This window comes from Micromonospora sp. NPDC049900 (assembly GCF_044461025.1).
GTDB lineage: Bacteria > Actinomycetota > Actinomycetes > Mycobacteriales > Micromonosporaceae > Micromonospora.
Genome location: NZ_JBITKM010000011.1, coordinates 14731 through 33270, shown reverse-complemented (window position 1 = coordinate 33270; position 18540 = coordinate 14731). Strand labels below are relative to the sequence as shown.

Below are 18540 nucleotides of genomic sequence, written 5' to 3'. Positions count from 1 at the left end.
GACGGGTTCCGGCCAGCGCGACAGGAGGTCCCCATGCGGTCCACGGGCAGTCATCCGGTCCCGGAGCAGGCCCGCCCCGACGACGGGAGCAACGGTCACACCCCGGCCGACCTGGTCGGTGCCCGGATCCGCCAGTACCGCAAGGAACGCGGGCTGACCCTGCGCGGCCTCGCGTCCCGCTCCGGGCTGTCCATCGGCTTCCTGTCCCAGGTCGAGCGCGGCATCTCGTCCATCGGGCTGACCGCGCTCGGCAGCGTGGCCAAGGCACTGGACCGGACGGTGGGCGACTTCTTCGACGCCAGCACCGCGCCGGTCGGGGGCACCGTCACCACGCTGCCCCACCACTTCTCGCTGACCAGGGCGGAGACCACCGCCACGCAGTACGTCTCGGGTCAGCAGACCTATCGGATGCTCTCCGAACGTGGGCCGGGCCTGCTGCTCGAACCGATGCTGGTGCACATCGCCCCCGGCGGTCGGCGGGAGAACGCGTACGGCCACGCGGGCGAGGAGTTCGCCTACGTCATCTCCGGCGAGCTGCTCTACGAGGTCAACGGCGTCGAGCACCGGCTGCATCCGGGCGACAGCGTGCACCTGCGCTCCACGGTGCCGCACACGATGTACAACGACACCGACGCGGTGACCACCGTGGTCTCGGTCGTCACACCCCGACTGTTCTGACGGCGGCCCCGGCTTGTTCACTGTGATGAAACAAGCCGGCAACTCCGGGCGGGCTCACCGCCCGAGGCTGCGCCCCACCTGCTCCATGGTGGCCTGCCAGATCGCCGAGCCGGGACCGATCACGTCGAAATGGTCGCCGGGCAGTTCGAGGTGGGTCAGCTCGTCACCGGCCGCCCGCGCCGCCACCGCGTACCGGCGGTTGATGTCGACCAGGTCCGGGCTGTCGCCCACCCCCTGCACCAGCAGCGTGGGCACCCCGATCGGCAGCCGCGCCATCGGGTCACCGGCCGCATACCGCTCGGGGACCGTCGTCGGGGTGCCACCGAGAGCGGCGCTGACCGCACCGTCACCGAGCTGACGGCCGTCGGCCTCGGCCAGGTCCAGCACACCGGCCAGCGACACCGCCAGGGCGACCCGTGGCCCCGGGGCGAGGTCAGCCGCCAGGTCCGCCGCCGCCCGCAGGGCCAGTTGCCCACCGGCCGAGTGGCCGAACACGGCGATCCGGTCCAGGTCCAGCACACCGGCGTCGGTCACGACGGGCAGCACCGCCAGCGCCGCCGCCACGTCGGCGGTGGTGGCGTCCCAGCCGTGCCGGTCCGGCCGCCGGTACTCCACGTTCCACGCCGCGTAGCCGCACGCGGCCAGGTCCACGGCGAGCGCGTCCATCAGGTCGGCTCCCCAGTGCGACCGCCAGAAGCCGCCGTGCAGCAGCACCGCGACCGGCACCGGACGCGCCGGGTCCGTGGTGGGCAGTCGCAGCTCGCCCCACTGGTCGGCATGCGCGCCGTAGGGGACGCGCACCGCCGGGGACCGGTGCTGGTGCACCGCGTGGCGGATCGCCCAGGCCAACCCCCACACGCCCCGGCCGGAGAGGTGGCGGGCACCGGCGACGGCCGTGGCCACGGTGAGGTCGTACCAGACGACGTGCGGGGCGGCCCCGCTCATCAGGGCCCACGCGGACGCCGTCGGGCCGGGCAGCACCACCACCGGCGCGGCGGTGGCCGCCAGCGCCGATTCCAGCGCGTCGGCCGAGTCGGCGGCCACCAGGCGACCGGTGCCGCCGAGGTCGGCGGCGGTGGCGGTGGTGAGCGACTCCAGCAGGGCGAGGTCGGCGACGAGGTCCGGGCCGACCAGCACGGTGACGTCCATCCGGTTCTCCTTCAGCGACGCAGCAGGGGCAGGACGGCGGTGCCGAGCAGGTCGACGCCCCGGTCGTCGGTCAGCCCGTGCGGGGTGCCGAACTCCACCCGCCGGACCCCGGCGTCGATGAGCTGCTGCGCCTGGGCGGCGACCTGCTCCGGGGTGCCGGAGAAGGCGAAACGGTCGAGCACCTCGTCCGGGATCAGCCGCCCGGCGGCGTCGTGCGCGCCCGCGTCGACCAGTTCCCCGACGCGCGCCACCAGGCCGTCCGGCAGGGTGACCGTCGGGTCCAGGTCGGCGACCACGGCGAGGTACATGGCGACCTCGGTACGGGCCTTGGCCCGCGCCGCCTCGCCGTCGGTGTCGACCACCGTCACCGCGCCGAGGACGATGCCGACCTCGTCCACGTCGCGTCCGGCGGCGAGGGCCCCGGCCCGGAGCCGGTCCCGGACCACCGGCACCATGTCTGGGTTCGCGCTGCCGCCCACCTTGATCTCGTCGGCGATCCGACCGGCCAGGGCCGCGCCCTTCGGTCCCCACGCCCCGATCAGCAGCGGCGGATCGGGGCGCTGCACGGCGTAGCGCAGCGCGGTCTCCGGGGCCAGCGTGAAGACCTGCCCCCGGTAGCCGTCGCGGTCACCGCGCAGCAGGCGGTAGACGACCGCCGCCGCCTCCTCGATGGTGGCCAGCGGCTTCGGCTGGGGCAGCCCGACCGCGCCGAGCCAGGTGCCGCGCGCCAACCCCAGGTAGGCCCGTCCGGCCGAGGCCAGGTCGAGCGCGGCGAGCTGACCGGCGATCTCGTACGGCGCCAGGCTGTACGGATTCAGGCAGGCCGGGCCGAGGCGTACCCGGCTGGTGGCCTGGGCCATCTCCAGCAGCGGGAAGATCGGCGGCTGGTACATCAGGTCACCGAAGACGGTCAGCACGTCGAATCCGTGCGACTCGGCGGCACGGGCCAGCCGGGCGTACGCGCCGGACGGCTTGTCGCTCTGTAGACCGAGTCCGATCTCGACCGTCATCAGGTGAGGTCCGCCGAGTTCATCCGGCGTCGGCAGGTCCGCTCCACCTTCATGATCAGCCGCTCCTCCGGGTCCGGGCAGGCGAAGTGCGAGTCCTGGTCGAGCCAGTCCCCGGCGGCCAGGTCCCGCTGCTTGGCGGCGAGGAAGGGCAGCACGGCGGCGAGGGCGTACACGCAGAAGTGCTTGCCCTCGGGCAGCTTCAGGTGGGCACTGTTGACCAGGTCGAACGAGTCGCCGACGGCCATGCCGCAGACCGAGCGCCCCTCGATGCGGTCCACGGTCACCTTCAGGTCGTAGATCTCCATGTCGCCGTCCGGGCTGTCGCTCATCCTCGCTCCTCCTCGTCGAGCCGTACGATGATCTTGCCGGTGGTCCGTCGGGCGGCCAGGTCGTCCAGGGCCGCCGGGGTCTGCGCCAGCGACACCACCCGGCTGACCGGGGGCCGGACCGCGCCGGAGTCGCAGAGGTCGAACAGCGCCCGGTAGGCGGCGGCGACCGCCTCCGGGCGACGCCACGGGTACTGCGAGCCCCAGGAGAGTCCGATCAGGTCGGCGTTCGCCGCGATCAGCCGGGCCGGGTCGACCGGCGGTGGCGGACCACCGGCCGCGCCCACGCTGACCAGCCGGCCCTCGAAGGCCAGGCAGTCCAGCGACCGGGCGAGCAGGTCGCCGCCGACCGGGTCGACGACCACGTCCACGCCCTGCCCGTCGGTGGCCGCCCGGACCGCCGCCACGAAGTCCTCGCCGGTGTAGTCGATCGCCACGGCCGCACCCTGGGCCCGGCAGACCTCGGTCTTCGCCGGGCCACCGGCGGTCGCGACGACCCGCGCGCCCCGGGCGACGGCGAGTTGGGTCACGGCGATGCCGACCCCACCGGCACCGGCGTGCACCAGCACCGTCTTCCCGGCGGTGACCCCGGCGCGTTCCAGCGCGAACCAGGCGGTCTGGTAGGTGACCGGCAGTGCCGCCGCGATCGTCGGGTCCACGGTGGACGGACGGGGCACCACCACGGTCGCGTCGACCGTGACGGTGTCGCCGAGGGCACCGCGCGGCAGCGCCGGGCAGGCGATGACCTCCTGGCCCAGCAGGTGCTCGGCACCGGCACCGGCCGCCACCACCCGACCGGCCGCCTCGACACCCGGCGTCATCGGCGGCTCCGGCCGCACCGGGTACTCGCCCCGACAGAGCGAGACGTCGAGATAGTTCAGCCCCACGGCGCGGACCGCGAGCTGGACCTCGCCGGGGCCGGGCGCGGGGTCGTCGGGCCGCTCGGCCACCGACAGCACCCGACCGGGCTCACCCGTGTCGTAGGCGACCAGCCGCCGGATCATCACGCCGCCACCGGCTCGCGGAGCGACTCGGCGTGGTGGTGCACGATCTGCCACCGGCCGTCGACGCGGCGCAGCACGTCGGTGACGCGGGCGGACGACGGCGGGTCATCGGCCTCGGCCCGCGCGATCAGCAGATAGCGGGCCAGGCCCGCGTCGCCCCACACGTCGATGTGCTTGTCCTGCGCCGCGAGCACCGCCAACTGCGGGCGCTGTCCGGCGGCGTCGCGCTGGTCGCGGTAGGCGTCCAGCTCCGCCCGGGTCCGCAACGGCCCGGGCAGGTGGGTCTCCCAGGTGGTCACGTCGGCGTGCAGGTGCCCGTCGAAGCGCTGGCGGTCCCCGGCGAGGAAGGCCGCGTACAGGTCGTCGATGAGCGCGGCGATGAGTGCCGCGTCGGCTGCCACGATCGTCATGCCGTCTCCGTCCGGTCGTCCCGGGCGATCCGCCCGCCCTTCATCACCCAGCGCACACCCCGGAACGCCGAGGTGGCGGTGAGCGGGTCCTCGTCCATCGCGATCAGGTCGGCCAGCTTGCCGACCTCGACCGTGCCCCGGTCCTCCTCGACACCCAGCCAGCGCACCGGCCCCCGGGTGCCGGCGTGCAACGCCCGCGCCGGGCCGATCCGCTCGGCCATGTACTCCAGCTCCCGGACCGTGGCGTTGGTGCCCTCGAAGTGCCAGAACGGCGGCATGTCGCTGCCGAGCAGCACCTCCACCCCGGCCTCGACGGCCATCGCGAAACTCTCCAGGTGCCGAGGTCCGGCCCCGAGCGACCGGCACTGCATCCACTCCGGTACGCCGAGTTCGTCGAAGAACTCCTTGCACCGGGTCACCAGCAGCGTCGGCACCAGGGCGGCGCCCTGCTCCGCCATCCGCGCCACCACCTGCGGGGTGAGCTGGTAGCCGTGCTCCACACAGTCCAGTCCCAGCTCCACCGCCGCGCCGATCACCTCGGCCGGTCCGGCGTGCGCGGTGACCTTGCGGCCCCAGGCGTGTGCCGTCTCCAGCACCGCGGCCAGCTCGTCGGTGAACAACTGTGGGGTGTTGATGCGCTCGTGTTCCCCGGCGATGCCGCCGGAGATCATCACCTTGATCAGGTCCGCGCCGGCCTTGATCTGGCTGCGCACGCCGTGGCGGAACCCGACCGGTCCGTCGCACTCCAGGGTGTCGCTGCTCTCGTGGCCGTGCCCGCCGGTGCAGACCAGCGCCCGCCCGGCGGTGTGGATGCGGGGGCCCTGGGCCCGACCGGCGGCGATGGCGCGACGCAACGCGAAGTCGGCGTGGTCCTTCTCGGCGACGCAGCGCACCGTGGTCACGCCACAGTGCAGCGTGCGCCGGGCCCCGTCGGCCATGTAGTACGCCAGGTCGTGCGGACCCATCATCTTGACGTCGTCGCCGCCGGTGCCGGGCAGCGACAGCGAGAAATGGGTGTGCATGTTGGCCAGCCCGGGCGTCAGGTACGCCCCGTCCAGGTCCACCTCGCGGACCGCACCGGCGGCCTGCGCCTGCGCCGCCACCTCGGCGTACGGACCGACGGCGGCGATCCGGTCGCCGCGTACCCAGACGGCGGCGTCCGGGATCGGGTCCACCCCGTCCACCACCCGCGCGTCCAGCACGGTGCAGTGGGCCAGCAGCAGGTTCGGCTCGACGTCGCTCATGCGATCACCCCATAGGTCTCACGGGCGGCCTCGGCGGAGACGTACCCCTCCGCCACGTCACGACGTACCGCCTCCGGATCCCGCAACGAGGGATCACCATGACCACCACCACCAGCGGTCAACAACGACACCCGATCACCGGACACCACCGCAGTCCGACGCGTACTCACCCGCGCCTCACGATCCGTACCCGGAAACACCACCACCTGATTCGGCTCCGGCGACAACCCACCCGCCAACGCCCACGGCGCACTCCGCGTCTTCTTGATCACCGAAAGAAACTCCCCCGACGACACGAAACGAATATCCCGCCGCAACCCACACCCACCCCGGAACCGCCCCGCACCACCCGAATCCGTCCGGATCTCCACCCGCTCGAAGAACATCCCGGTCTTGGCTTCCAGGACTTCGACGGGGGTGTTGCGGGCCTGGGTCTGGCACAGGTGGTTCGCCGGGCCGATCCCGTCGTGGTCGACGGTGCCGCCCCAGCCCACCGGGTCGTTGTTGCTCACGGCGAAGATCTGACCGGTCTCCGGGTGCGCGCCGACCATCATGAACCCGGGCACGTCACCACCGCTGGACGCGGGCAACCGCTCCGGCATCCCCTGCGCCAACGCCTTGTAGATCAGTTCCAGGGCGACCGTCCCGGTCCACTGGGTGAAGGTCGCCGCCGGGTAGACCGCGTGGAACAGCGTGCCGGGCTCGGCGCGTACCCGCAGCGGGGCGAAGTGCCCGGCGTTGCTCTGCTCGGTGGGGGTGGTGATCGCCTTGAAGGCGACCCGGCAGGTCGCGATGGTGGCGCCCAGCGGCAGGTTGACCGGGCCGGGGACCGCCGGTGAGGAACCGGCGAAGTCCACCGTGAACGTGCCGTCGGCGACGGTCACCGTGGCCCGCATCAGGATCGGCTGGTCGGTGACGCCGTCGTCGTCGAGCCAGTCCTCGGCCGTCCAGGTGCCCTGCGGCAGCGCGGCGACCGCCTCGGCGGCGGATTCGGCGGCCGTGGCGATGAGCCGCTCGACCACGGCGTCCACGGTGGCCGTGCCGTGCCGGCGGTACACCTCGGTGAGGCGGCGCTCGCCGGTGCGCAGCGCGGCGATCTGCGCGTGCAGGTCACCCAGCACCGCGTCCGGCATCCGCGAGTTGAACCGGATCAGCTCGTGGATCTCCCGCACCGGCTCTCCCCGGGACACCACCTTCGTCCCCGGGAAGATCAACCCTTCCTGGTGCATGTCCGTCGAGTCCAACACGTACCCCGGGTCCTTCGCCCCGAGGTCCATCCAGTGCGCGCGGATGCAGAGGAAGCCGATCAGCTCCTCCCCGTCGGCGCCTTGCGGGTCGGGCAGGAAGACCGGGGCGAACAGCGTGGCGTCGTAGCTGTGCGCGGCGTTCCAGTACGGGTAGTTGAGCAACACCACGTCGCCCGGGTGCAGGTTCTCCCGACCCACGTACTCCACGCCCCTGGCCAGCGAGTAGTCGTTCGCGCCGAGGAACCGGGACAGCCCGGTCGACTCCGCGACCAGCCGCAGGTGACGGTCGTAGACGGAGATGCCGAAGTCGTGCACCTCGTAGATGACCGGGTTGAAGGCGGTGCGCACCAGCGTCACCCGCATCTCCTCGGCGGCGGAGGTGAGGTAGCTGCCGATCACCTCGACGGTCGCGCCGTCGACCGGGGGCTCACCCATCGACGTCCACCCCGTAGACCTCACGGGCGGCCTCGGCGGAGACGTACCCCTCCGCCACGTCACGACGTACCGCCTCCGGATCCCGCAACGAGGGATCACCATGACCACCACCACCAGCGGTCAACAACGACACCCGATCACCGGACACCACCGAAGTCCGACGCGTACTCACCCGCGCCTCACGATCCGTACCCGGAAACACCACCACCTGATTCGGCTCCGGCGACAACCCACCCGCCAACGCCCACGGCGCACTCCGCGTCTTCTTGATCACCGAAAGAAACTCCCCCGACGACACGAAACGAATATCCCGCCGCAACCCACACCCACCCCGAAACCGCCCCGCACCACCCGAATCCGTCCGAATCTCCACCCGCTCGAAGAACATCCCGGTGCGGGCCTCCATCACCTCGATCGGGGTGCCCCGCCCGGTGCTGCCGGAGACGTGGGTGGCGGCCTCCATGCCGTCGTGCTCGGGGGTGCCGCCCCAGCCGACCAGGTCGTTGTTGCTCACCGCGAAGATCTGACCGGTCTCCGGGTGCGCGCCGACCATCATGAACCCCGGCACGTCACCACCACTGGACGCCGGCAACCGCTCCGGCATCCCCTGCGCCAACGCCTTGAGGATCAGCTCGACGGCGACGATGCCGGTCCAGAGCGTGAAGGTCGGCTGCGGGTAGACCGCGTGGAACAGGGTGCCCGGCTCGGCGCGTACCTCCAGCGGGGCGACGGTCCCGGCGTTCGACGGCTCGTCCGGCGAGGTCAACGACTTGAGGACGACCTTGCAGATCGCCTCGGTCGCGCCGAACGGCATGTTGATCGGCCCCCGGGTGGCCGGTGCCGAGCCGGCGAAGTCCACCACGAAACGTTCGTCGCTGACGGTGACCGTGACCCGCATCTTGACCGGGTCCTCGGTGATGCCGTCGTCGTCGACCCAGTCCTCGGCCGTCCAGGTGCCCTGCGGCAGGGTGGCCAGCGCGGCCCGGGTGCGGGCCTCGCCGTCGGCGATGATGTGGTCGACGGCGGCGGAGACGGTGTCCCGGCCGAACTTCTCGATGATCTCCAGCAGTCGGCGCTCGCCGGTACGCAGCGCGGCGATCTGCGCGTGCAGATCACCCAACACCGCGTCCGGCATCCGCGAGTTGAACCGGATCAACTCGTGGATCTCCCGCACCGGCACACCCCGGGACACCACCTTCGTCCCCGGAAAGATCAACCCCTCCTGGTGCATGTCCGTCGAGTCCAACACGTACCCCGGGTCCTTCGCCCCCAGATCCATCCAGTGCGCCCGGACACAGAGGAAGCCCACCAGGTCGCCGTCGGCGTCGGCGTCCGCCGGGTCGGGCCGGAACACCGGCGCGAACAGCGTCGCGTCGTACGCGTGCGCGGCATTCCAGTACGGGTAGTTCAGCAGCACCACGTCACCCCGGTGCAGGTTCTCCCGACCCACGTACTCCACGCCCTTGGCCAGCGAGAAGTCGTTCGCGCCGAGGAAGAAGGTCAGCCCGGTGGCCTCGGCGACCAGGCGCAGGTCGGCGTCGTAGATCGACAGGCCGAAGTCGTGCACCTCGTAGATGACCGGGTTGAACGAGGTCCGGATCAGGGTGGCCCGCATCTCCTCGGCCGCCGACAGCAGATAGCTGCGGACGACCTCGACCTGTGCGCCGTCCAGTGTGGTCATGCCGACTCCTCCAGGGTGACCAGCAGGTAGCGGTGCTCGTCCACGGTGACGCGCTGGCCACTGGGCACGACCGTGGTGGAGGTGCCCTCGTCGACCAGCGCCGGACCGCTGAACGTGTCGCCCGGCTCCAGCACGGCCCGGTCGTACACCGCGAACGGGACCACGGCACGCGAGCCGAAGTCGTACGCGTCGCGGTGGGTGAGCAGCGCCCGGGACGGGTCACCGTTGCCGCGCGGGTGGGTGCCCAGCTCCGGGCGGGTGGTCCGGCCGATGCCCCGGACCCGCAGGTTGAGCAGTTGCAGCGGGTTGTCCATGGTGTGGCCGTACCGGGCCCGGTGCACCTCGTCGAAGGCGCCGCGCACCGCGTCGCGGTCCAGCGTCGACCCGACGGTCACCATCAGGCTGTGCTCCTGGCCCAGGTAGCGCACCTCGAACTGGCGCTCCAGCACGGCCTGGTCGGCCGGTACGCCCTGGTCCACCAGCGAGGCGACCGCCTCCGCCCCGACGGCCTTGAACAGCTCCTCCAGCTCGTCCAGTCCCACCTCGTCGAGGCCGGCCATCACGGTACGGCTGAAGTCGTTCACGATGTCCGCCGACAGCATTCCCCAGGCGGAGAAGCCGGACGGCGCGAACGGCACGACGACCTCGCCGATGCCCATCTCGCGGGCGAGCAGCGGAGCCAGCAGCGGCCCGGCACCGCCGAAGGCGAGCAGCGAGAAGTGCCGGGGGTCGTGCCCCCGTTCCACGGTGATCTGGCGGACCGCGCCGACCGTGCGGGCCAGCAGCACGTCGAAGACACCGGCGGCGGCGGACGTGGCGTCCAGCCCGAGCGGCTGCGCCAGTTGCTCGTCGATCGCCGCCCGCGCCGCCTGGTCGTGCAGGCCCATGGTGCCGGCGAGGAAACGCTCCGGGTCCATGTAGCCGAGCACCACCGCCGCGTCGGTGACGGTCGGACGGGTGCCGCCCCGGCCGTAGCAGACCGGCCCCGGGTCGGCCCCGGCGCTCTGCGGGCCCACCTTGAGCAGCCCCCGGTCCAGCCAGGCGATCGAGCCGCCACCGGCACCGATGGTCCGGATGTCGTACGTCGGGATCAGCAGCGGGAAGTGCTCCAACTGCGCCTCGTACGCGGCCACCGCGGTGCCGTTCTCGATCACGCAGGCGTCCAGCGAGGTGCCGCCGATGTCGAACGTCAGCAGCCGCTCCCGGCCCAGCTCCGAGGCGAGGTACGCGGCACCGACGATGCCGCCGGCCGGGCCGGACAGCACGGTGTGCGTCGGTGACGTCTTCGCCACCGCGCTGGTCATCGAGCCACCGCCGGAGCGCATGATCAGGAACTGTCCGGTGAAGCCCCGCTCGGCGAGGCCGGACTCCAACTCGTCGACGTACCGTTCGAAGATCGGCCGGATGTACGCCTCCAGCACGGTGGTGCTGGTCCGCTCGTACTCGCGGTACTCGCGCACGATGTCGGTGGAGAGCGAGAGGCTGACCTCGGGGAACTCCTCGCGGATCAGCCGGGCCGCCTCGCGCTCGTGGGTGGGGTCCAGGAACGAGTGCAGGAAGCAGATCGCGATCGAGGTCACCTGGTGGTCCACCACCAGCGTGCGGGCGGCGGCGCGGACGCTGGCCGGGTCCAGGTCCTCCACCACCCGGCCCCGGTGGTCGAGTCGACCGCGTACCCCGGCGGTGAAACGGCGCTGCACCAGGCTCGGCGGGCGCTGGTACTGGAAGTCGTACATGTGGTCGGCGGGCACGTTGCCCCGGCCGATCAGGAAGATGTCGCGGAAGCCCTCGTTGGTGATGACCCCGGTCCGGCCGCCGCGCCGCTCCAGCACCGCGTTGAGTCCCAGCGTGGTGCCGTGCGTGAACAGCTCCACCTCGGACAGGTCGGTGCCGAGCGCCTCGATGGCGGCGAGCACCCCGTCGGCGGGCCGGGCCGGGGTGGTCGACGCCTTGCGGAAACGCACCCGGTTGGTGCGGGTGTCCAGTTCCATCGCGTCGACGAACGTGCCGCCGATGTCGACGGCCAGCCGGATGGGACGACGGGTCATGGCGTGTCGGCCTGCTTTCCGATCAGGGCGGGAAGTTCCGGGACGCGCCAGCAGGCGGCCCGGCTCGCGCCGTACGACTGAAGGTTCTGCGGCTGGGAGCGACAGGTGTCGGTGACGAAGGGGCACCGGGCGGCGAGCGCACATCCGGTGGCCGCGTCGGTCTCCTCCAGGTCCTTGACCAGCTCCACCCCCGCGACGGACGCGGGCGGCGCGCCGAGTCGCGGTGCGCTGGCCAGCAGTGCCCGGGTGTAGGGGTGGCGGGGGGTGTCGAACACGACGTCGACGGGCCCCTCCTCCACCACGCGACCGAGGTAGAGCACCGCCACCCGGTCGGCGAAGCCCCGGACGGTGGCCAGGTCGTGCGAGATGAAGACCGAGGCCCGGTCGGTGTCGGCGGTGACGTCGGCGATCACGTCGAGGATCTGGGCCTGCACGGTGACGTCGAGGGCGGAGGTGGGCTCGTCGAAGACGATCAGGTCGGGCTCGCCGACCAGGGCGCGGGCGATGCCGATGCGCTGGGCTTGGCCGCCGGAGAGCTCGTGCGGGTAGCGCCGCAGGATGGACCGGTCGAGTTCCATCCGGTCCAGCACGGCGGCGACCCGGGCCTCCCGCTGGGCGGCGGGCAGGCCGGCGGCGCGCAGCGGCTCGGCGATGGAGTCGCCGACGGTACGCCTCGGGCTCAGCGACCCGATCGGGTCCTGGAAGACGAGCTGGGCGCGGGTCCGCAGCCGGCGCAGCTCCCGACCCCGGGGCGCCCGGCGGCCCGGCTGGCGGACCAGGTGTTGCCCGGCGACCGCGACGGAGCCGGAACTGGGCGCGACCAGCCCCATGATGAGTTTGGCGAGGGTGCTCTTGCCGCAGCCGCTCTCGCCGACCACCCCGAGCGTCTCGCCGGGTCCCAGGCGCAGGCTCACCCCGCGCAACGCGTGGTGTCCGCCGGAGCCGAAGCGGCTGCGGTAGACCACGTGCGCGTCCTCGATCTCCAGGACGGCGGACCCGGACTCCGTCGCGTCGACGGCGACGGCGGGCGTGGGTGCCGCCTCGTCGGTGGTGATCGGGCCGGTCTGCGGGTGGTAGCAGGCCAGCGACCAGTCGGCGGCGGATGCGTCGTCGGCAGGCGCGTCCATCCGGGTGGTGGGCGGACGGCTGGTGGTGCAGGTGTCGTCGGCGTGCGGGCAGCGGGCCGCGAACGGGCACTGGTGCGGTGCCTCGCGCAGCAGCGGCATGGCGCCGGGGGTGGCCACCACCGGTCGGCCGCCGACGTCGGGCACCGAGCGCAGCAGCGCCCGGGTGTAGGGGTGCGCCGGTTCCCGGAAGACCTGGTCGGCCGGTCCGCTCTCGACCACGGTGCCGGCGTAGAGCACCACCACCCGGTCGCAGACCTCGGCGATCGAGGCGAGGTCGTGCGAGATCAGCAGGACGCTGCGGCCGTCCACGTCGGCGGCGTGCCGGAACTGGCGCAGGATCTCCCGGGTGAGCGTCACGTCCAGGCCGGTGGTCGGCTCGTCGGCGATCAGCAGGCCGGGGGCGCAACCGGTGGCCAGCGAGATCATCACCCGCTGGGCCATGCCGCCGGACAGCTCGTGCGGGTACGCCTCCAGGCGGCGTTGCGGGTTGCGGATGCCGACCGCCTCGAACAGCTCCCGCGCGGCCTCGCGGGCGCGTCCGGCGGACATCTCCTGGTGGGTGACGAGCCGGTCGGTGAGCTGGCGTCCCACGGTGCGGGTGGGGCTGAGCGCCCCGCGCGGGTTCTGGAAGCAGATCGCCGCTCCCCGTCCCCGGTGGGCGGCGAGGGCCGTCTCGTCCATCCGCAGCACGTCCGCGTCGTCGAAGCGGACCCGCCCGCTGGCGTGTGCGCCGGTGGGCAGCAGGCCGACCACCGCCCGGGCCACCATGCTCTTGCCGCCGCCGCTCTCGCCGACCAGTCCGACCACCTCGCCGGGCCGGACGGTGAGGCTGACGTCGCTGAGGGCGGCCACCTGCCGACCGGCCCGGTGGATGACCACGGAGAGGTTCTCGATGGAGAGCATGGTTACCGCCGCTTCGCGTTCGCGCGTTCCTGCAGGCCCTCGCCGAGCAGGCTGAACCCCAGCACGGAGACGAACAGGGCCAGGCCGGGCGGCACGCTGGTCCACCATCGACCGCCGACCACGTCCGGGGCACCGAGGCTGATCATCGCGCCCCACTCGGCCTCCGGGATGCTGACGCCCAGCCCGAGGAAGGAGAGCCCGGCCAGGGTGAGCATCGCCCAGCCGCAGTTCAGCGGCGCGATCGTCCGGACCGGGGTGAGGCTGTTGGGCAGCAGGTGCCGCCAGAGGATGCCCGTCGTCGAGGCCCCGGAGGTCACCGCGGCGTCGACGAACGGCAGCTCGCGCTGGGTGCGTACCTCGGCGCGGACCAGTCGGGCGTACGCGGGGGCGTTCACCGCCGCGATGGTGATGATGAGGTTGACCGTGCCGTTGCCGAGCAGGGCCGCCACCGCCAGGGCCAGGATGAAGGTGGGGAACGCCTGGAAGATGTCGACGACCCGCATGAGCACGTCGTCGATCCAGCCGCCCCGGTAGCCGGCCACCAGGCCGAGCAGCGTGCCGACCACCACCGCCAGGGCCACCGCGGCGACCGCGATGCCCAGGTCCAGCCGGGCCGCGTGCAGCACCCGGCTCCAGACGTCCATGCCGTTGGTGTCGGTGCCGAGCAGGTGTGCGCCGCCGGGGGCGGCCAGGGTGGCGTTCGGGTCGACCTCGGTCGCGCCCCAGGAGGAGAGCAGCGGCGCGGCGAGTGCGGCCAGCGCCACCACGGCCAGGATGGTCGCGCCGGTGATGATCAGGATGCGGGAGAAGCGGTCGTCCCGACTGCCGGTGACGATCACCGCGTCGGCGCCGGCGTCCCCGGGGCCGACACCGCGCAGGTCTGCCATCAGATCCTCACTCTCGGGTCGAGGATCGCGTGGACCACGTCGGCGATGAGGAACACCAGCACGTAGCAGAGCGCGATCACCACAACGGACGCCTGCACCACCGGGTAGTCCCGGTACAGCAGGCCGCGCAGCGCCCACTGGCCGAAGCCCTGCCAGGAGAAGACGTACTCGACCAGCACGGTCGAGCCGATGGCGGTGCCGAAGACCAACGCGGCCAGGGCCGGCAGCCGCAGCAGCGTGGAGCGCAGCAGGTAGCCGTAGAGCAGGGTCCGTTGCGGCAGCCCGTGCGCCGCCGCCGCGGTGTACGCCTCGGAGTTGAGCACCTCCAGCGCCGACGCCCGGACGCTGCGCAGCAGCGGTGCCATCACGCCGACGACCAGGGTGAGCACCGGCAGCGCCAGGTACGCGGCAGCGCTGGCCAGCGCCGGTCCGTTCCCGGTCAGGGCCGCGTCGACGAGGCCGGCGCCGGTCAACGGGGTCAGGTTCGTGTCCGGGTCGACCCGTCCGCTGGGTGCCGGGAACCAGCCCAGCATGCTGTAGCCGACCAGCACGAGCACCAGGCCCAGCCAGAACTCCGGGATGGAGTTGCCGACCAGGGCGAAGATCCGCACGCCGTGGTCGCCGACGCTGTTGGCCCGCCGGGCCGACCAGACGCCCAGCACGGTGGCCACCACCAGCGCGATGGAGACCGCGATGACCACCAGCTCCAGGGTGGGCCCGATCCGCAGCGCCATCTCCGCGCCGACCGAGCCGCCGCTCTGGATGGAGGTGCCGAAGTCACCGGTGACCAGCCCGCCGAGGTAGTCGAGGAACTGCCGCCACAGCGGCTGGTCCAACCCGAACCGGGCGCGGGCCGCCTCGGCGTCGGCCTCGCTGGCGTTCTGGCCGAGGATGCTGCGGACCGGGTCGCCGGGCAGCACCCGGACGATGAGGAAGGTCAGGACGACCACCCCGAGCAACACCGGGATGAGCTGGAGCAGCCGCCTGACGACGAAACGGAGGATTCGCATGAAGGGAGCCGGCCGCGCCTAGGCCGACCTGGTCAGGTAGCGCAGCCGGGCGAGGCCGTCCATCGGCTGCACCCAGCCGGCCACCGCCTCACGGACCGGGAGGTTGAAGTTGGGCTGACAGATCACCACCCACGGCACGTCCTCGGCGAGGATCTGCTGGACCCGCCGCCACAGCGCGTTGCGGTCGGCCTCGTCGACGGTGGTGTGCGACCGCTCGTAGATCTGCTCGATCTCGGCGTTGGTGTAGTTCGAGTAGTTGAGGTTCGCGCCCTTGACGAAGCTCGTGGCGAGCATGTATTCGACGTCGTTGACCCAGAGCTGGCCGGAGGTGAGCTGGAGCGGGATGTTCTTGCGGGTCCGCCGCTCGCCGAGGGTGGCCGGGTCCAGCGGGGTCAGCTTGAGGTTGATGCCGGCCTTCGCCGCCTCGCTCTGCACCTGCACCGCGATGCGCTGCTGCTCCTCGTTGTCGGCCTCGAAGACCAGCTCCGACTCGACCGAGGCACGGCCTGCGGCGTTCAGCGCGGCACGGGCCCGGTCCACGTCGTGGGTGAACGGGTAGCCGCTCTCGTCGTACCCGGGCATGTCCAGCGGTACCGGGCTCTTGGCGGCACGGGCGTCGCCGCCGTAGACGTTGTTGATGATCTGCTCGTACGGCACCGCGTAGGCCAACGCCTTGCGGACGTCGACGTTGTCGAACGGCGCCGAGGTGACCGACATCTGGATCGCGACCTGGCGGTTGCTGGCCGCCGAGATCACCTTGACCCCGTCGATGCTGCGAAGGTCCTCGATGTCGCGCTGGCTGACGCCGAGGGCGATGTCGATGTCACCGGCCTGGAGTTGCAGCCGCTGGTTCGAGGCGGCGGGCACCACGGAGATCCGGATGGTCGGCGTCTTGGGGGCGTCCGGGCCCGGGTAGCCGGTGTTCGCCGCCAGCTCGATCTCCTGCCCCTGGGTGGCCTTGGCGACGTTGTAGTAGCCGCCGGTGGGGGCGTTCTTGGCGAACCACTCCTTGGCCCACGGGTCGTCGGCGGTGGCGTGCTTCTTGGCCTCCTCCGAGTCGAAGACGTACAGCGAGATCGCCTGGATCTGCCGGGTCAGCGCGCTGGGGAACGCCTGGTGGAACTCGACGGTGTAGTCGTCGACGACCTTGACCTGGTCGGCTTCGGTCAGACCGATGGTGCGGTAGATGCCGGCCACGTTCGCCTGGGCGGCGAAGGCGCGGTCCTTGGACCACTTCACGTCGGCCGCGGTCATCTCGTTGCCGCTGGCGAACGTGACGCCCCGGCGCAGCTTCAACGTCCACACCTTCTGCTCGGCGTCCGGCTCGAAGGACTCGGCGAAGGTCGGGGTGATGTTCTGGGTGTCGAGGATCTGGCTGTCACCCGCGGTGGTGACGCCGTAGTCGATCATGTAGGGGAAGACGTTCTTGAACATCATCAGCGCGGTCAGGTCGAAGCCGACGAAGTCCTGATCCCAGCTCGACAGGTAGCTCGACACCGCGATCCGCAGCGTGCTGGCGGTCGGGCCGCCGGACGTCGAGTCGTCCGAGTTCGAGCCGCTGTTCGCGGCGCAGGCGCCCGTGGTGAGCAGGAGCGCGAAACTGCCGCCCAGTTGCAGCACCCCGCGTCGGGAGATGGCGGGCGAGGAGGGGCCCACACCAGGTGTACGTGCCATGAAGTAGTCCTCCTAGAACTACGAGGCGGACGGGCCGCGCAGCGGACCCACTCGTGTTCTATCGGATTAGGTGGAGGTGAACAAGACCCCAACCCTTGTTCACAGCGGAACTCCCGAAATTGGCACCCAGACCCGGCCGAACGGCTGATGAAGTGCGGCGCAAGTGTTCACACAAGTTCACACAACTGATACGTACGGCTGTTCACCAGGCCCTCGCCCGCCGGAGGTCGGGCCTGATCTGTAGCCAGGCTCCACGGGCCCTTGAGAATTCCGGGCGAGCATCAGGCACCACCCAGCGAGGAGGTTGCCCCGATGCCGACGCTCTTCGATCCGGTCCGACTGGGTCGCCTGCGGCTGCCCAGTCGGATCGTGATGGCCCCGATGGGCCGCGGCCGCGCCACCCGGGACGGGACTCCCCTGCCGTACGTGGCCGACTACTACGCCCAGCGGGCCGACGCCGGGCTCATCGTCAGCGAGGCGACCAACCCGGCACCCCGGGCGGTGGGCCACGCGTACAGCGTGCAGTGGCACACCCCCGCGCAGACCCAGGCGTGGACGGCGGTGGCCCGCGCCGTCCACGACGCCGGTGGCCGCATCGTGCTCCAGATCATGCACGCCGGACGGATCGGTCATCCGGCCCTGTACGGTCACCGGCCGCTGGCGCCGTCGCCGGTGCCGGCCGCCGGACTGGCCCGCACGTTCGACGGGCCGAAGGAGCACCCCGAGCCGCGAGAGATGACGCCGACCGACATCACCGACGCGATCGAGGACGTCGTGCGGTGTGCCGAGACGGCCGTCGCCGCCGGATTCGACGGCGTGGAACTGCACGGCGCCAACGGCTACCTGGTCCACCAGTTCCTGTCGGCGGCCACCAACCGCCGCACCGACGAGTACGGCGGCGCACCGCACCGGCGGGTGCGCTTCGCCGTCGAGTTGGCGGAGGCGGTCGGCGCGGCGGTCGGCGCGGACCGGGTCGGGCTGCGGCTGTCGCCCGGGTTCGGCCTCAACGACATGACCGAGCCGGACGCCGCCGAGGTGTACCCCGCCCTGCTCCAGGCGCTGCGCCCGCTCGACCTGGCGTACCTGCACCTGGTGCACGGCTCCGACCCCGAGCTGACCCGGGTCGTCCGGGCCCGTTGGGACGGGGCGGTGGTGCTCAACCCGGGCACCGGCAACCTCGGTCCGGAGGCCACCCGGGCCGCGGTGGCGGACGCGCTGGCCGTCGGCTTCGACGCGCTCGCCTTCGGCAAGCAGTTCCTCGCCAACCCCGACCTGCCCCGCCGCCTGGCCGACGGCGGCCCGTTCAACCCGCCGGACCCGACGACCTTCTATCAGGGCGGTCGCCGGGGCTATCTCGACTACCCCCGCATCGACGACACGGAAGGGAACACCGCCTCATGGTCGTATTCGTCAACAAGCTCACGCTGATCGGCGCCGCCGAGGACCTCGAACGCCACTACGCCAGCGTGGCCGAGTACATGCAGACCCGACCGGGGCTGATCCGGTACGTGCTGAGCCGGTCGCAGAAGGATCCGTCGACGTACTACAACATCGCCGAATGGACCGACGAGGAGTCCTTCCGCACCGCGCTGCACGAGCCGGAGTTCCGGACCCGGCTGGACCGGTTGACCGGCATCATCAAGGGCGAACCGCACCTGACCGAGCCGGTCTTCCAGTACGAGGCCGACCGCGTCACCGGTTGATCCA

Annotated in this window: 16 protein-coding genes; 3 read left to right on the top strand and 13 right to left on the bottom strand. The window is 72.0% G+C overall.

Going from position 1 to position 18540, the window contains the following annotated elements; all coding sequences use genetic code 11:
• The first annotated feature begins 33 nt into the window (after positions 1–33).
• On the top strand, positions 34–678 hold the full coding sequence (locus ACIBMZ_RS22285; protein WP_396696708.1) for a helix-turn-helix domain-containing protein: 645 nt from the start codon (positions 34–36) through the stop codon (positions 676–678).
• 54 nt (positions 679–732) lie between these two features.
• On the opposite strand, the gene ACIBMZ_RS22280 is transcribed toward ACIBMZ_RS22285, so the two are convergent.
• The 13 genes from ACIBMZ_RS22280 to ACIBMZ_RS22220 are packed head-to-tail and all read right to left on the bottom strand — an operon-like array spanning position 733 to position 16833.
• Positions 733–1827: an alpha/beta hydrolase family protein gene (locus ACIBMZ_RS22280; RefSeq protein WP_396696706.1), complete on the bottom strand. Its 1095-nt coding sequence runs from the start codon at positions 1825–1827 to the stop codon at positions 733–735.
• Positions 1828–1838: 11 nt separating this feature from the next.
• Complete coding sequence (locus tag ACIBMZ_RS22275; RefSeq protein ID WP_396696704.1) at positions 1839–2837, bottom strand: LLM class flavin-dependent oxidoreductase; 999 nt, start codon at positions 2835–2837, stop codon at positions 1839–1841.
• Positions 2837–3166, bottom strand: coding sequence for a TIGR04076 family protein (locus ACIBMZ_RS22270; RefSeq protein ID WP_396696702.1), 330 nt, complete (start codon positions 3164–3166; stop codon positions 2837–2839). Before ACIBMZ_RS22270 ends, ACIBMZ_RS22275 begins: the two co-directional genes overlap by 1 nt.
• Positions 3163–4167: a zinc-binding dehydrogenase gene (locus tag ACIBMZ_RS22265; protein WP_396696928.1), complete on the bottom strand. Its 1005-nt coding sequence runs from the start codon at positions 4165–4167 to the stop codon at positions 3163–3165. The genes ACIBMZ_RS22270 and ACIBMZ_RS22265 overlap by 4 nt, the downstream gene beginning before the upstream one ends.
• Positions 4167–4577 (bottom strand): nuclear transport factor 2 family protein, encoded by a 411-nt coding sequence (locus ACIBMZ_RS22260; RefSeq protein WP_396696700.1) that lies wholly within the window; start codon positions 4575–4577, stop codon positions 4167–4169. The genes ACIBMZ_RS22265 and ACIBMZ_RS22260 overlap by 1 nt, the downstream gene beginning before the upstream one ends.
• On the bottom strand, positions 4574–5821 hold the full coding sequence (locus tag ACIBMZ_RS22255) for an amidohydrolase family protein (RefSeq protein ID WP_396696698.1): 1248 nt from the start codon (positions 5819–5821) through the stop codon (positions 4574–4576). The genes ACIBMZ_RS22260 and ACIBMZ_RS22255 overlap by 4 nt, the downstream gene beginning before the upstream one ends.
• Complete coding sequence (locus ACIBMZ_RS22250; RefSeq protein ID WP_396696696.1) at positions 5818–7503, bottom strand: hydantoinase B/oxoprolinase family protein; 1686 nt, start codon at positions 7501–7503, stop codon at positions 5818–5820. Before ACIBMZ_RS22250 ends, ACIBMZ_RS22255 begins: the two co-directional genes overlap by 4 nt.
• Positions 7496–9184, bottom strand: coding sequence for a hydantoinase B/oxoprolinase family protein (locus ACIBMZ_RS22245; RefSeq protein WP_396696694.1), 1689 nt, complete (start codon positions 9182–9184; stop codon positions 7496–7498). The genes ACIBMZ_RS22250 and ACIBMZ_RS22245 overlap by 8 nt, the downstream gene beginning before the upstream one ends.
• Positions 9181–11232 (bottom strand): hydantoinase/oxoprolinase family protein, encoded by a 2052-nt coding sequence (locus ACIBMZ_RS22240; RefSeq protein WP_396696692.1) that lies wholly within the window; start codon positions 11230–11232, stop codon positions 9181–9183. The genes ACIBMZ_RS22245 and ACIBMZ_RS22240 overlap by 4 nt, the downstream gene beginning before the upstream one ends.
• A complete protein-coding gene (locus ACIBMZ_RS22235; protein ID WP_396696690.1) occupies positions 11229–13262 on the bottom strand; it encodes a dipeptide ABC transporter ATP-binding protein in 2034 nt (677 codons plus the stop codon). The genes ACIBMZ_RS22240 and ACIBMZ_RS22235 overlap by 4 nt, the downstream gene beginning before the upstream one ends.
• 2 nt (positions 13263–13264) lie before the next feature.
• Positions 13265–14149, bottom strand: coding sequence for an ABC transporter permease (locus ACIBMZ_RS22230; protein WP_396696688.1), 885 nt, complete (start codon positions 14147–14149; stop codon positions 13265–13267).
• Positions 14149–15159 carry an ABC transporter permease gene (locus ACIBMZ_RS22225; protein WP_396696686.1) on the bottom strand — a complete coding sequence of 337 codons (1011 nt, stop codon included), beginning with the start codon at positions 15157–15159 and terminating at the stop codon, positions 14149–14151. Before ACIBMZ_RS22225 ends, ACIBMZ_RS22230 begins: the two co-directional genes overlap by 1 nt.
• Before the next feature lie 18 nt (positions 15160–15177).
• Positions 15178–16833: an ABC transporter substrate-binding protein gene (locus ACIBMZ_RS22220; protein WP_396696684.1), complete on the bottom strand. Its 1656-nt coding sequence runs from the start codon at positions 16831–16833 to the stop codon at positions 15178–15180.
• A gap of 312 nt (positions 16834–17145) precedes the next feature.
• Between ACIBMZ_RS22220 and ACIBMZ_RS22215 the strand changes: the two genes are divergently transcribed.
• Together ACIBMZ_RS22215 and ACIBMZ_RS22210 are read left to right on the top strand one after the other, a co-directional pair.
• Entirely contained in the window at positions 17146–18261 is a 1116-nt protein-coding gene (locus ACIBMZ_RS22215) for an alkene reductase (RefSeq protein WP_396696682.1), read from the top strand.
• Positions 18231–18536 (top strand): antibiotic biosynthesis monooxygenase, encoded by a 306-nt coding sequence (locus ACIBMZ_RS22210; protein WP_131054866.1) that lies wholly within the window; start codon positions 18231–18233, stop codon positions 18534–18536. The genes ACIBMZ_RS22215 and ACIBMZ_RS22210 overlap by 31 nt, the downstream gene beginning before the upstream one ends.
• Positions 18537–18540: the final 4 nt, after the last annotated feature.

Bases quoted from the DNA above. Each gene is read 5' to 3' on its own strand.
- ACIBMZ_RS22285 (WP_396696708.1), top strand. From the start codon at position 34: ATGCGGTCCACGGGCAGTCATCCGGTCCCGGAGCAGGCCCGCCCCGAC.
- ACIBMZ_RS22280 (WP_396696706.1), bottom strand. From the start codon at position 1,827: ATGGACGTCACCGTGCTGGTCGGCCCGGACCTCGTCGCCGACCTCGCC.
- ACIBMZ_RS22275 (WP_396696704.1), bottom strand. From the start codon at position 2,837: ATGACGGTCGAGATCGGACTCGGTCTACAGAGCGACAAGCCGTCCGGC.
- ACIBMZ_RS22270 (WP_396696702.1), bottom strand. From the start codon at position 3,166: ATGAGCGACAGCCCGGACGGCGACATGGAGATCTACGACCTGAAGGTG.
- ACIBMZ_RS22265 (WP_396696928.1), bottom strand. From the start codon at position 4,167: ATGATCCGGCGGCTGGTCGCCTACGACACGGGTGAGCCCGGTCGGGTG.
- ACIBMZ_RS22260 (WP_396696700.1), bottom strand. From the start codon at position 4,577: ATGACGATCGTGGCAGCCGACGCGGCACTCATCGCCGCGCTCATCGAC.
- ACIBMZ_RS22255 (WP_396696698.1), bottom strand. From the start codon at position 5,821: ATGAGCGACGTCGAGCCGAACCTGCTGCTGGCCCACTGCACCGTGCTG.
- ACIBMZ_RS22250 (WP_396696696.1), bottom strand. From the start codon at position 7,503: ATGGGTGAGCCCCCGGTCGACGGCGCGACCGTCGAGGTGATCGGCAGC.
- ACIBMZ_RS22245 (WP_396696694.1), bottom strand. From the start codon at position 9,184: ATGACCACACTGGACGGCGCACAGGTCGAGGTCGTCCGCAGCTATCTG.
- ACIBMZ_RS22240 (WP_396696692.1), bottom strand. From the start codon at position 11,232: ATGACCCGTCGTCCCATCCGGCTGGCCGTCGACATCGGCGGCACGTTC.
- ACIBMZ_RS22235 (WP_396696690.1), bottom strand. From the start codon at position 13,262: ATGCTCTCCATCGAGAACCTCTCCGTGGTCATCCACCGGGCCGGTCGG.
- ACIBMZ_RS22230 (WP_396696688.1), bottom strand. From the start codon at position 14,149: ATGGCAGACCTGCGCGGTGTCGGCCCCGGGGACGCCGGCGCCGACGCG.
- ACIBMZ_RS22225 (WP_396696686.1), bottom strand. From the start codon at position 15,159: ATGCGAATCCTCCGTTTCGTCGTCAGGCGGCTGCTCCAGCTCATCCCG.
- ACIBMZ_RS22220 (WP_396696684.1), bottom strand. From the start codon at position 16,833: ATGGCACGTACACCTGGTGTGGGCCCCTCCTCGCCCGCCATCTCCCGA.
- ACIBMZ_RS22215 (WP_396696682.1), top strand. From the start codon at position 17,146: ATGCCGACGCTCTTCGATCCGGTCCGACTGGGTCGCCTGCGGCTGCCC.
- ACIBMZ_RS22210 (WP_131054866.1), top strand. From the start codon at position 18,231: ATGGTCGTATTCGTCAACAAGCTCACGCTGATCGGCGCCGCCGAGGAC.